Raw genomic sequence first — 12,453 nt, 5'->3', positions numbered from 1 at the left:
CACCGCGCGCGGGGCGGGCCCGCCCGGCCGACGCCCGGCCGACGCTCCGGACCGGCAGCACGAGCCGGACCCGAGCGGACGGGTCGTCAGGAACCGTTCCGGGCGCCCTCGTCGTAGGCGGCGGTCAGTTCGCGGCACGTCTTGACGTCACCGGCCATCGCCGCGAGCAGGTCGTCGAGGGTGTCGAACTTGAGCATCCCGCGCACGTAGGCGAGGAAGTCGACGGTGACGTGGAGGCCGTAGAGGTCCAGGCCCTCGCGGTCGATCGCGTACGCCTCGACGGTCCGCTCGGTGCCGTCGAACTGCGGGTTGGTGCCCACCGAGATGGCGGCGGGCATCCGCTCGCCGGCGGCCGTCAGCCATCCCGCGTAGACGCCGTCGGCCGGGATCGCGGTGTGCGGCAGGGTCTCGACGTTGGCGGTCGGGAAGCCGAGCTCGCGGCCGCGCTGGGCGCCACGCACGACGATGCCCTCGACCCGGTGCGGGCGGCCCAGGATCTCCGCGGCACCGGCCATGTCGCCCTCGGCGACGAGCCGGCGGGTCAGCGTCGACGAGAACGGCGCGCCGCCGCCCGCCGCGCCGGACACGCGCAGGTCGATGACCTCGACGTCGTAGTCGTAGGTGGCGCCGAGCTCGGCCAGGTACGCGACGTTGCCGGCGGCGCGGTGGCCGAAGCGGAAGTTGGGGCCCTCGATGACCCGCTTGGCGTGCAGCTTGTCGACCAGGACCTTCACGATGAAGTCCGCCGGGGACAGCTGCGAGAACTCGGCCGTGAACGGCAGGATCAGCACCGCGTCCACGCCCAGCTCGGCCATCAGCTCCGCGCGGCGGTGGTGCGGGGCGAGCAGCGGCGGGTGGCTGCCGGGGCGTACGACCTCGGAGGGGTGCGGGTCGAAGGTGACGACGACCGAGGGGACGCCGAGCTCGCGGGCGCGCTCCACGGCCCGGCCGATGATCAGCTGGTGCCCGCGGTGGACTCCGTCGTAGGAACCGATGGTGACGACGCTGCGCCCCCAGTCCTGGGGGATGTCCTCCAAGCCACGCCAGCGCTGCACTGTGACCGCTCCTCGTCCGCCTGTACCCAAGTCCGCGTGTACGCCTGTTGGCGCAGGTCTAAGACTGCCATGAGCATGCGGCTGCGGAGGCATCGGCATGGTGTGCGCCATGTCTCGGAGCTCCGCGCGCAGGAAGCGGGAGGCCCCGGTGCCCGGGGCGGCGAGCACCGGGGCGAGCGCGGCGCGCGGGGCGGGAAGCGCGAGCAGGTGCCCGACCAGCGGGTGCAGGACGCAGCGCACGACGGGCCCCTCCTCCAGCCGCGCGTCGACGAAGGCGGCGACCAGCGGGGCGCCTTCGGGGTGCTTCCGCGCGTACTCGGCGACGAGCGCGGCGGCGCGGCGGGCGAGGCGCGGGGTGTCGACCCGGGCGAGGGCCCGCAGGACGGGCGCGGGCTCGCCGCCGAGGAGCCGGGCGCGCAGGGCGTCGAGGACGGGGTCGGGGTGGGTCGCGAGCGCGGCGGCGAGGGCGTCCACGGGCACGTCCGGCTCGGCGAGCGCGCGCGGCAGGAACCGGGCGCGGGAGTCCGGGTCCCGGACGAGCAGTCCGACGGCGGCGCCGTGCAGCGCCCGGTCGCCGGGCCGGGCCAGCAGGGCGAGGGCCGCGTAGCGCAGGGTGCTCCGCTCCTCCGTGGTGTGCACGTGGGGGGCGACGAGCTGCCCGTACGCGGCGGCCGCGGCGCGCCGTTCGGGGCGCCCGTCGTCGTGCGCCCATCGGTCCACGGCCCGGCACAGCGCGGCCGGTTCGTCCTGGGCGAGCGCGGCGAGCAGGCCTTCGGCGAGGGGGTGCGCGGTCGCGACGAGGGCCTCGCACAGGTCGTCCACGGCGAGTGCCCGACGGGTGTGCAGGAGCGCCTGCGCGGCCGTGCCGACGGTGGCTCCGGGCGCGCCGGCCAGCGGCCGCTCGTCCCCGAACCAGCGGCACAGCAGCGGCTGCACCCCGCGGGGGTCGGCCGTGAGCCGCGCGGCGGCGAGGTCGAGGAAGCGGGTGCCCCCGGGCGGCGGGTCGGCGGGCACGAGCCGCCGCAGCAGGTCCGTCCCCTCGCCCTCGGCGACCGCGAGCGCGTCCCAGAAGTCCACGCCGAAGGCGCTGAACGCCGCCCGCCGGCCCGGCCGTGCCCCGATGTGGTCGGCGAGCCGCCGCAGCACCCCCAGATACGGCCGGAGGTCGGGCACCCCCTCCAGCGTCCCGGCCAGCAGCCGCGAGGCCCACCAGACCCCTTCGGCGCCCCCGGGCGCGGCGGAGGCGCCGCCCGGCCCGTCCGCGCCCGTCGGGGCCGCCCCGGTCCCGTGCGGCCCCTCCCCCCTCGTCTCGCCCTCCGTCCCCCTCTCCGCGTCCGCGAAGGCCGCGAGGGTGTCCGTCAGGCCCTCCAGTCGCGGTGTCAGGCAGCCAGGGCCGGCTTCCCGGTGGAGCCGGCGCAGGGCCTGGAGCACGGGGCCGATGCGGTGGCGCGGGACCGGGAGCGGTGCGGGGTGGTGGATCAGGCTGTCGAGGGCGCGGTCGATGTCGAGGTGGGCGCCCTGGAGCCAGTCGGCGAGCTCCTCGTGGGCGAAGCGGTAGCCGCCGCCGGCCGGGACGAGCAGGGCCTCGGTGAGGACGGCGGAGGCCCAGCCGGTGCGCCAGGGGAAGAGCTCCTCGAAGGACTCCCGGTCGAGCTCGCCCTGGCCGGGGCCGAGGCAGCGGCGGGCGGCCTCGTGGATCCGGCCGCTCACCCGGGCGGCGAGGCGGCGGACGGCGGTGCCGCGCAGGACCGGGCGGCCGGCGGCGGCGATGCGTACGGCGATCCGGAGGCACTGGAGGTCCAGGTGGGCCTGGAAGATCTCGTCGCGGTCGGGACGGCCCGGCAGCTCGCCCCGGGTCGCCGCGCGGACCTCGCCGAGCAGCCGCAGCGCGAGCGGGTGGCGGGCGTCCGGGGCGGCGATGGCGTCGTCGGGGACCCCGTGCCGGCGGCGCGCCCCGGTGGCCTCGGCCTCGGTGAGGTCGCCGAGGGCGACGACGGCCGGTTCGGTGGCGTACAGACCGAGGGCCTGCTCGGCGTGCTCGGGGCGGCAGGCGACGACGAGGCGCGCGTGGTGGGCGGTGAGCCACTCCTCGGTGGCGCCGGTCCAGGCGGCGAGCCGGTGGGCGAGGACCGGGGGCATCTCCTCGGGGGCGTCGAGCAGGACGAGCAGCGGCCGGCCGGCGTCCGCGGCGAGGTCCGCGGCCTGCTCGGGGGTCACGGCGGCCGGGTCGCCGGGGGTGCCGGAGGCGGCGGCGACCCGCCCGGCGCGGCGCAGGGCCCGGCCGATCGCGTCGGCGAGGGAGCGGTCGTCGGGGCGCAGGTCGGCGCCGCGCAGCCAGACGGTGGGCGCGGGCGCGGGGCCGCGGGTGCGGTCCGCGGCGAGGCCCGCGAGGGCGGTGCTGCGGCCGGTGCCGGGGAGGCCGACCACGGCGAGGACGAGGGCGGTGCCGTCGTCCTGGACCCGGGGGGCGGGCGGGTCGTCCTGGCCGCCCGTGGTGGTGGCGGTGAGTTCCAGGACGCCGGCCAGGTTGAGGTCCCGCCCGTAGCAGGGGACGGTGGCGGCGTTCCGGCGCAGCAGCGGCGCGAGCGGCCCGTCGGGCGGGAGGGGCAGGGCGTGTCCGGCGGCGCGCCGGTCGCCGTGCGCGGCGGTGCCGAGGACGCCGAGCACGGCGCCCGTGACGGGGTCGAGGACGGGTCCGCCGGCGGCCGGGCCGCCGTCGTGCAGGGCTTCGGCGCCCTCGGTGCCGATGGCGAGTTCCAGGGCGGGTCCGGGTGTGGTGCCGAGCACGCGGGCCTCGCGCCAGCCGTGGGCGCTGATGCGTACGTACGTGCCGGGTTCGATGCCCTGCCGGGGCGCGAGGGGCAGCGGGCGGGAGCCGAGGCCCTGCGTGCGGACGAGCGCGAGCCCGGTGCCGGGCAGCGGGGTGATGTCGGCGGCCGTGGCGCGCCAGCTGTGTCCGTCGGGGCAGACGAGGTGGAGGGCGGCGTGTCCGTCGACCACCTCGTGGCCGGTGAGGAGGGTGCCGCGGTGGTCGGCGAGGAATCCGGTACCGACGGACCGGCCGGCCGGGTCCTCGATCCGTACCAGCGTCGCCCGGTCCCCGCTCCCCATGGGTCGACGGTAGGCCGACGATGATCAGTGAGAGAAGCGCGCGCACCGAACGCGCCCCCCTGCACTCCCCCGTTCGCTCCGAGCGCCTCCCCGAAGGGGTGAAGAAGTGATCGCCGGGGGACGGATCCTCCCCGGAGGGGGATCGTGAGGCGGGCACGCGTGCGTGCCCGCCTCACCGTGACGCCGTGCCGGCACGGCGTCCTGCGTCCGGTCAGCCGAAGACGGCCAGGCTCTTCGCCTTGCCCCGCTGGGCCTCGACCAGCGCGAGCAGACGCCCGTCGGGTCCGAAGACCGCGACCGGCCCCGCCGGATACTCCGGCATCTCCAGGCGTACGCCGTTCAGGAGCAGCCGGGCCCGCTTCTCGTCGACGTCCCAGCGCGGGAACGCCGCCGCGGCCGCCGCGGCGACCGGCATGACCGTGAGCTCCTGCTGGAGCTGCTCCAGGGTCCGGGCGCCGTCCAGCTTGTACGGGCCGACCCGGGTGCGGCGCAGCGCGGTCAGATGACCGCCCACGCCGAGCCCGCCGCCCAGGTCTCGGGCGAGCGCCCGGATGTACGTGCCGGAGGAGCAGACGACGGAGACCACCAGGTCCACGACCGGGGTGCCGTCCTCGGCGGTGTCCTCGCGCACGTCGTACACGCGGAAGGAGGAGACGGTGACCGGCCGGGCCGGGATCTCGAACTCCTCGCCGCCGCGCACCCGCGCGTAGGACCGCTTGCCGTCGATCTTGATCGCGGAGACCTTCGACGGCACCTGCATGATGTCGCCGGTGAGCTCGGCCACGCCCGCGTCGATCTGCTCCCGGGTGACCTTCGACGCGTCGACCGACGCCGTGATCTCGCCCTCGGCGTCGTCCGTGACGGTGGTCTGGCCCAGGCGGATCGTGCCCAGGTACTCCTTCTCGGTCAGCGCGAGGTGACCGAGCAGCTTGGTCGCCCGCTCCACGCCGAGGACGAGGACGCCCGTGGCCATGGGGTCGAGCGTGCCGGCGTGGCCGACCCGGCGGGTCTTGGCGATCCCGCGCATCTTGGCCACGACGTCGTGCGAAGTGAAGCCCGAGGGCTTGTCGACGATGACAAGCCCGTCGTGGGGGCCCCTCCCAGCGGCAGCCGGGGGAGTCTTGCCTGCGGTGCTCATTCGGCGGCTTCGTCCTCGCCCGGCTTCTTGTACGGGTCCGCGTCACCGGCGAAGGCGGCGCCCGAGGACGCCTCCCGCACCTTGGCGTCCGAGGCGCGGGCCTGGTCGAGGAGGTCCTCGATGTTCTTGGCGGTCTCCGGGAGGGCGTCCGCCACGAAGGTCAGCGTCGGGGTGAACTTGGTGCCCGCGGCCTTGCCGACGGCCGAGCGCAGGATGCCCTTGGCGCTCTCCAGGCCGGCGGCTGCGCTCGCGCGCTCCTCCTCGTCGCCGTAGACCGTGTAGAAGACCGTGGCCTCCCGCAGGTCACCGGTGACGCGGGTGTCCGTGATGGTCACGTGCGTACCCAGGCGCGGGTCCTTGATGCCGCGCTGCAGCTTCTCGGCGACCACCTCCCGGATGAGGTCCGCCAGCTTCTTCGCCCGCGCGTTGTCGGCCACTGGTCCTTCTCCTTCTTTGCCTTGCTCGTTCAGTCTTCATCAGTGTGGAGGCTGCGTCGCACCGACAGCAGCTCGACCTCGGGCCGGGCCGCGACCAGCCGCTCACAGCGGTCGAGCACGTCCGACACGAACCCCGCGTCCCCGGACACCAGAGCGACCCCGATACGGGCCCTGCGGTGGAGGTCCTGGTCGCCCACCTCGGCCGCGCTCACGGAGAACTTGCGCTGGAGCTCGGCCACGACGGGCCGGACGACGGAGCGTTTCTCCTTCAACGAATGCACATCGCCGAGGAGCAGATCGAAGGACAGAGTCCCCACGTACATGCGATGCCGGATGTCCCGCCGGTTCGGGTTCGACGGCCTGCCGGGCGCTCGCCCGGGAGGAACATCAAAACCGTACACGCAACGGCCGGGGCCGATCGACGGAAATACTCCCGCCGACCGGCCCCGGTCTCAGCCGTGTGCGTTACACGCGCGGCTTCTCGCGCATCTCGTACGTCGCGATGACGTCGTCGATCTTGATGTCGTTGAAGTTTCCGAGGTTGATACCACCCTCGTAGCCTTCGCGGATCTCGGTGACGTCGTCCTTGAAGCGGCGCAGACCCTCGATGTTGAGGTTCTCCGCGATGACCTTGCCGTCGCGGATGAGGCGCGCCTTGGTGTTGCGCTTGACCTCGCCCGAGCGGATGAGGACACCGGCGATGTTGCCCAGCTTGGACGAGCGGAAGACCTCGCGGATCTCCGCCGTACCGAGCTCGACCTCTTCGTACTCCGGCTTGAGGAGGCCCTTGAGCGCCGCCTCGATCTCCTCGATCGCCTGGTAGATGACCGAGTAGTACCGGACGTCGACGCCCTCGCGCTCCGCCATCTGCGCGGCACGGCCGGCCGCACGGACGTTGTAGCCGATGACGATGGCGTCGGAGCCCATGGCCAGGTCGATGTCCGACTCGGTGACCGCACCCACACCGCGGTGCAGGACGCGGATGTCGACCTCTTCGCCGACGTCGAGCTGGAGCAGCGAGGACTCGAGGGCCTCGACCGCACCGGACGCGTCGCCCTTGATGATGAGGTTGAGTTCCTGGACGAGACCGGCCTTGAGCACCTTGTCGAGGTCCTCGAGGGACACCCGGCGGACGCGCTTGGCGAAGGCGGCGTTGCGCTCACGCGCAGCGCGCTTCTCGGCGATCTGGCGGGCCGTACGGTCCTCGTCGACCACCAGGAGGTTGTCGCCGGCACCCGGGACGTTGGTGAGACCCAGGACCAGGACGGGAGTCGACGGAGTCGCCTCCTCGACGTTGTTGCCCTTGTCGTCGAGCATCGCCCGGACGCGGCCGTACGCGTCGCCGACCACCACGGTGTCGCCGATGCGCAGCGTTCCGCGCTGGACCAGGACGGTCGAGACGGCACCGCGGCCGCGGTCGAGGTGGGACTCGATCGCGATGCCCTGCGCGTCCTGGTTCGGGTTGGCCCGCAGGTCGAGCGAGGCGTCGGCGGTGAGGACGACGGCCTCCAGCAGGGAGTCGATGTGCAGACCCTGCTTGGCGGAGATGTCGACGAACATCGTGTCGCCGCCGTACTCCTCGGCCACCAGACCGAACTCGGTCAGCTGGCCGCGGACCTTGACCGGGTCAGCGCCCTCGACGTCGATCTTGTTGACCGCGACGACGATCGGGACGCCGGCGGCCTTGGCGTGGTTGAGCGCCTCGATCGTCTGCGGCATGACGCCGTCGTTGGCCGCGACCACGAGGATCGCGATGTCGGTCGACTTCGCACCACGGGCACGCATGGCGGTGAACGCCTCGTGACCCGGGGTGTCGATGAAGGTGATGCGACGCTCTTCGCCGTTGACCTCGGTGCCCACCTGGTAGGCACCGATGTGCTGGGTGATGCCACCGGCCTCGCCCGCGACGACGTTGGTCTTGCGGATCGCGTCGAGCAGTCGGGTCTTACCGTGGTCGACGTGACCCATGACGGTGACGACCGGCGGACGGGAGACCAGAGCCTCTTCGCCGCCCTCGTCCTCGCCGAACTCGATGTCGAAGGACTCGAGAAGCTCGCGGTCCTCCTCCTCCGGGCTGACGATCTGGACGACGTAGTTCATCTCCTCGCCGAGCATCGTCAGCGTGTCGTCGGAGACGGACTGCGTGGCCGTGACCATCTCACCGAGGTTCATCATCACCGCGACGAGCGACGCCGGGTTGGCGCCGATCTTCTCGGCGAAGTCGGTGAGGGAGGCACCGCGCGACAGGCGAATGGTGTCGCCGTTGCCGCGAGGCAGCATCACGCCGCCCACGGACGGGGCCTGCATGGCCTCGTACTCCTGGCGCCTCTGACGCTTCGACTTGCGACCACGACGCGCGGGACCGCCGGGACGACCGAAGGCGCCCTGCGTGCCACCACGGCCACCGGGGCCGCCGGGACGGCCACCGAAGCCGCCGGGACGACCGCCGAAGCCGCCGCCACCGCCGGGACCACCCGGACGACCGCCGCCGCCACCGGGACCACCGGGACGGCCGGCGAAGCCGCCGCCGCCACCGCCGGGACCGGCCGGACGGCCGGCGAAGCCGGGACGACCGCCGCCGCCACCGCCGCCACCGGGACGGCCGCCGGGGCCACCGGGGCCACGGCCGCCGGGGCCCGGACGCGGGCCGGCAGCGGGACGCTGCGGCATCATGCCCGGGTTCGGGCGGTTACCGCCGGGCGCGCCGCCCGGACGCGGAGCCTGCGGACGAGGCATGCCACCGGGGGTCGGACGCGGAGCGCCGCCCTGGGGGCGCGGGGCGCCGGGAACGCCGCCCTGGCCCTGCGGACGCGGAGCGCCGCCCTGGCCGCCGGGGCCGCCGGGACGCGGGGCGCCACCCTGCGGACGGGGCGCCTGGGGGCGCGCCATGCCGGTGGAGCCGCCGGACGTGAAGGGGTTGTTGCCCGGACGCGGGCCGGCCGGGCGACCGCCCGGACGCGCCGACTGCTGGCCCGGACGGGGAGCCTGCTGACCCGGACGCGGCGCCTGCTGGCCCGGACGGGCAGCGGCGGGACGCGGACCGGGGGTGCCGCCACCAGGACGCTGACCGGCGGCCGGGGCCGACGGAGGCGCGGTGAACTCCGGAGTGCTCGGAGCCGGGGCGGCGGGAGCCGGCTTGGGCGCGGGCTTCGGACCCGGACGGGGGCCCGACGCGGCCGGAGCCGGGGAGGGGGTGCTGCTCGCGGGCGCCGGGGTGACCGGGGCCGCAGGCGCGGCGGGGGCCGGCTTGGGGGCCGGGGCGCCGGGCTTGGGGGCAGCGGGACGTGCCGCGGCGGCCGGAGCCGGTGCCGCGGGCTTGGGGGCGGGCGTCGCCTTGCGGGGCGCGCCGGGCTTGGCAGCGGTCTTGCCGGCGTTGCCGCCGGGACCCTGCAAAGCGTCAGTCAACTTGCGCACGACCGGCGCCTCGATCGTCGAGGACGCCGAACGGACGAATTCACCGAGTTCTTGGAGCTTGGCCATGACGACCTTGCTCTCCACGCCGAACTCCTTGGCGAGTTCGTATACCCGGACCTTAGCCACATCGCTCCTTTTAGGTCCGGTTACCGCCGGACCGTCGCTACTTCATGGGCGTACTCATCGCGTACTCATCGAGTGCTCATCGCAATCTCGACCTACTTCCAACTCGCGAGGTACCTGACCGCACGGGATTCCGTGCCGTACATCTTTTGTGCCGTACTTCTACGGTGCGTCCTGCTCGACGTATGCGCGAAGCGTCGCCGTGTCGAGCGGACCCTGGACCCGGAAGGCCCTCGGGAACGCCCGGCGACGCACCGCCTGGTCGAGACAGACCGAGGCGGGGTGCAGATACGCACCCCGGCCGGGCAGCGTACCGCGATGATCGGGAACACACTCGTCCTTATTCATCACGATCCGCAGCAGATCGCTCTTGGCCGCTCGCTCCCGGCATCCCACACAGGTTCGCTCAGGGCATACGCGGGCATGCGTCCGGCCAGACACGCTTAAGTCTACCTCCCCGTACCGACCTCACCCGTTCGGGGCAAGAATCGAACAGTTGTTGGCCAAAAAAGATCAGCTCCCGGCAGGGAACCGGACCGCCGTGCTACTGGGCCGAGCCCTCGTCCTGCTGCTCGGTGTCCGGACGGATGTCGATCCGCCAGCCGGTGAGCCGCGCGGCCAGACGGGCGTTCTGCCCCTCCTTGCCGATCGCGAGCGACAGCTGGTAGTCCGGCACCGTCACCCGGGCGGACCGGGCGGCCAGGTCGACGATCTCGACCTTGGAGACCCGGGCCGGGGAGAGCGCGTTCGCCACCATCTCGGCCGGGTCGTCCGACCAGTCGACGATGTCGATCTTCTCGCCGAGCAGCTCCGCCATCACGTTGCGGACGCGGCTGCCCATCGGGCCGATGCAGGCGCCCTTGGGGTTCAGGCCCGAACGGGTGGAACGGACGGCGATCTTGGTGCGGTGGCCGGCCTCACGGGCGATGGCGGCGATCTCGACGGAACCGTCGGCGATCTCCGGCACCTCCAGGGCGAACAGCTTCTTCACCAGGTTGGGGTGGGTGCGCGAGAGGGTGACGGACGGGCCGCGCACGCCCTTCGCCACCCGCACGACGTACGTGCGCAGCCGCAGACCGTGCGTGTAGTCCTCGCCCGGCACCTGCTCCTGCACCGGAAGGATGGCCTCCAGCTTGTCGTCCAGCTTGACGAGGACGTTCTTCGGGTCCTTGCCCTGCTGCACCTGGCCGGCCACGATGTCGCCCTCGCGGCGCGCGTACTCGCCGAAGGTGACGTCGTTCTCGGCGTCCCGCAGCCGCTGCTGGATGACCTGGCGGGCGGTGCTCGCCGCGATCCGGCCGAAGTCCGACGGCGTGTCGTCGAACTCCTTCGGCTGCTGCCCCTCCTCGAGGTCCGCGGGGTCTTCCTTCGCCCACACCGTCACGTGACCGGTGGCCCGGTCGAGCTCCACGCGCGCGTGGCGGCGGGCGTCGGGGGTGCGGTGGTACGCGATGAGGAGGGCCGACTCGATCGCCTCGACCAGCATCTCGAAGGAGATTTCCTTCTCCTGTGCCAAGCCCTTCAGGAGCTTCACGTCGATGTCCACGGCTACGCCTCCTCTTCCTTCTTGTCCTTGCGGTTGAACTCGATCTCGACACGCGCCTTGGCGATCTCGGCGAACTCCACCCGGCGGGCGGTGGCCTTGCGGCCCTTCACGCCCGGCACCTCGGTGTCCAGACCGTTCTCGTCCACGGCCAGGACGCGGGTGACGACCTCGTCGCCGCCCGCCTCGGGGGTCAGCTGCAGCTTCACCAGGCGGCCGGTGGCGCGCACGTAGTGGCGGTGCTGGGTGAGGGGGCGGTCGGCGCCCGGGGAGCTGACTTCGAGGACGTACTCGCCCTCGCCCATCGCGTCCGTCTCGTCGAGCTTCTCGGAGATGACGCGGCTCAGCTCGGCACAGGCGTCCAGCTCGACGCCCTCGTCCGAGTCGACGATGACCCTCAGCAGTCCGCGGCGGCCGGCCCGGGACACCTCGATCTCCTCGAGGTCGAGGTCCTTCGCGTGAACGAGCGGCTCCAGAAGACCGCGCAGCCGTTCGCTCTGGGTGGTGCTCATCCGGGTGACTCCTCGGCCGCGTGTGCTGTTGTGGGTTCGTCGCGTGTCAGATCAAAGGGTATCCGGTCCCGGAGGGTGTTGCCGTCCACCGGGCCGGGGGCCGCGGGTACGCTCGCCTGCGGTGATCTTCGAATCTTCGAAAACTTGAGCGCGAGGGAGAAGGCGTGACGACGGTGGGCAGACGCGCGCTCCTCACGGCGGGGGCGGCGATGACACTCGCGGGCTGCACGTCCGGCGGGGCCGAGCGCCCGGGGAAGCCGAGCGCCGCCGAACGGGCGGCGGCCGCGGAGGCGGCCCTGCGCACCCGCTCGGCGACCACCAGCCGGGACCTGCTGCTGCGGTACGACGCGGTGGCCGACGCGCACCCGGCGCTCGCGGCCCGGCTCGCGCCCCTGCGGGCCTCCGTGGCGGCCCAGGTCAAGGCCCTGGCCGAAGGGGGCACGGCGCCCGCGCCCGGCCCCACCGGGTCCGGCTCGCCCTCCCCCGCCCCCTCCCGGTCCCTCGCCTTCGTCCGGGTGCCGGCCGACCCCGCCGCCGCGCTCCGGAGCCTGGCGTCCGCCGCGCGGGCGACCGCCGACACCCACACGGCCGCGCTGCTGACCGCGCCGCCCGAATACGCCCGGCTGCTCGCCTCCGTCGCCGCCTCCGGCGCGGCCCACGCGTACCTGCTGACCGAAGGGGGCCGGGGATGAGCGCGCTGGACGCGGCCCAGGCCGCCCTCGCAGCCGAGCACGCCGCCGTCTACGGCTACGGGGTCGTCGGCGCCCGCGTGGGCGAGGCCCGGCGCGCCGAGGCCACCGCCGCCTACGAGGCCCACCGCGCCCGCCGCGACGCGCTGCGCCGCACCGTACGGGACCTGGGCGGCGAGCCGGCCGCCGCGGCCGCCGCCTACGAGCTGCCGTTCGCGGTGCCCGACCCCGCCGCGGCCGTGCGGCTCGCGGCCGTCCTGGAGGACCGGGTCGCCGGGGTCTGGGCCGACGTCGTCCGCTCCGCCGAGGGGCCGCTGCGCCGGGACGCGGCGGCGGCGCTGCGCGAGGCGGCGGTGCGGGCGGTCCGCTGGCACGGCGGCGACGTAACCTTTCCTGGGCTCGCCGAACGGGCCTGAGCCGAACGAAGGAAC

At 74.2% G+C, this 12,453-nt stretch carries 10 protein-coding genes and 1 pseudogene; 2 read left to right on the top strand and 9 right to left on the bottom strand.

Going from position 1 to position 12,453, the window contains the following annotated elements; all coding sequences use genetic code 11:
• Window positions 1-86: 86 nt before the first annotated feature.
• From ACGF1Z_RS25710 to rimP, 9 genes and pseudogenes are all read right to left on the bottom strand, one after another.
• Window positions 87-1,055 carry a bifunctional riboflavin kinase/FAD synthetase gene (locus tag ACGF1Z_RS25710; RefSeq protein WP_393007875.1) on the bottom strand — a complete coding sequence of 323 codons (969 nt, stop codon included), beginning with the start codon at window positions 1,053-1,055 and terminating at the stop codon, window positions 87-89.
• 2,715 nt (window positions 1,056-3,770) lie between these two features.
• Window positions 3,771-4,166 (bottom strand): annotated as a pseudogene (locus ACGF1Z_RS25705) (trypsin-like peptidase domain-containing protein); the annotation flags it as partial.
• Between the two features lie 211 nt (window positions 4,167-4,377).
• Window positions 4,378-5,304 carry a tRNA pseudouridine(55) synthase TruB gene (gene truB / locus ACGF1Z_RS25700; protein WP_393007779.1) on the bottom strand — a complete coding sequence of 309 codons (927 nt, stop codon included), beginning with the start codon at window positions 5,302-5,304 and terminating at the stop codon, window positions 4,378-4,380.
• Window positions 5,301-5,741, bottom strand: coding sequence for a 30S ribosome-binding factor RbfA (rbfA, locus tag ACGF1Z_RS25695; RefSeq protein WP_393007777.1), 441 nt, complete (start codon window positions 5,739-5,741; stop codon window positions 5,301-5,303). The genes truB and rbfA overlap by 4 nt, the downstream gene beginning before the upstream one ends.
• A gap of 29 nt (window positions 5,742-5,770) precedes the next feature.
• Window positions 5,771-6,064 (bottom strand): DUF503 domain-containing protein, encoded by a 294-nt coding sequence (locus ACGF1Z_RS25690; RefSeq protein ID WP_393007775.1) that lies wholly within the window; start codon window positions 6,062-6,064, stop codon window positions 5,771-5,773.
• A gap of 142 nt (window positions 6,065-6,206) precedes the next feature.
• A complete protein-coding gene (infB, locus tag ACGF1Z_RS25685; protein WP_393007773.1) occupies window positions 6,207-9,281 on the bottom strand; it encodes a translation initiation factor IF-2 in 3,075 nt (1,024 codons plus the stop codon).
• 159 nt (window positions 9,282-9,440) lie between these two features.
• On the bottom strand, window positions 9,441-9,719 hold the full coding sequence (locus ACGF1Z_RS25680; RefSeq protein ID WP_393007771.1) for a YlxR family protein: 279 nt from the start codon (window positions 9,717-9,719) through the stop codon (window positions 9,441-9,443).
• A 103-nt stretch (window positions 9,720-9,822) separates the two neighbouring features.
• On the bottom strand, window positions 9,823-10,824 hold the full coding sequence (gene nusA / locus ACGF1Z_RS25675; RefSeq protein ID WP_393007769.1) for a transcription termination factor NusA: 1,002 nt from the start codon (window positions 10,822-10,824) through the stop codon (window positions 9,823-9,825).
• 2 nt (window positions 10,825-10,826) lie between these two features.
• Window positions 10,827-11,333, bottom strand: coding sequence for a ribosome maturation factor RimP (rimP, locus tag ACGF1Z_RS25670; RefSeq protein ID WP_393007767.1), 507 nt, complete (start codon window positions 11,331-11,333; stop codon window positions 10,827-10,829).
• Between the two features lie 164 nt (window positions 11,334-11,497).
• Here rimP and ACGF1Z_RS25665 point away from each other — a divergent pair, with 164 nt between their 5' ends.
• A complete protein-coding gene (locus ACGF1Z_RS25665) occupies window positions 11,498-12,025 on the top strand; it encodes a hypothetical protein (RefSeq protein WP_393007765.1) in 528 nt (175 codons plus the stop codon).
• Window positions 12,022-12,438: a ferritin-like domain-containing protein gene (locus ACGF1Z_RS25660; RefSeq protein WP_393007763.1), complete on the top strand. Its 417-nt coding sequence runs from the start codon at window positions 12,022-12,024 to the stop codon at window positions 12,436-12,438. Before ACGF1Z_RS25665 ends, ACGF1Z_RS25660 begins: the two co-directional genes overlap by 4 nt.
• The last annotated feature ends 15 nt before the right edge of the window (window positions 12,439-12,453 follow it).

This window comes from Streptomyces sp. NPDC048018 (assembly GCF_043202995.1).
GTDB lineage: Bacteria > Actinomycetota > Actinomycetes > Streptomycetales > Streptomycetaceae > Streptomyces.
The sequence above is the reverse complement of the archived record's forward strand: the minus strand, read 5'-3'. Positions and strand labels throughout refer to the sequence as shown.

What these genes read in the sequence shown, in the direction of transcription:
- rimP (WP_393007767.1), bottom strand. Translation starts at nt 11,333, where the DNA reads ATGAGCACCACCCAGAGCGAACGGCTGCGCGGTCTTCTGGAGCCGCTC.
- ACGF1Z_RS25690 (WP_393007775.1), bottom strand. Translation starts at nt 6,064, where the DNA reads ATGTACGTGGGGACTCTGTCCTTCGATCTGCTCCTCGGCGATGTGCAT.
- truB (WP_393007779.1), bottom strand. Translation starts at nt 5,304, where the DNA reads ATGAGCACCGCAGGCAAGACTCCCCCGGCTGCCGCTGGGAGGGGCCCC.
- ACGF1Z_RS25660 (WP_393007763.1), top strand. Translation starts at nt 12,022, where the DNA reads ATGAGCGCGCTGGACGCGGCCCAGGCCGCCCTCGCAGCCGAGCACGCC.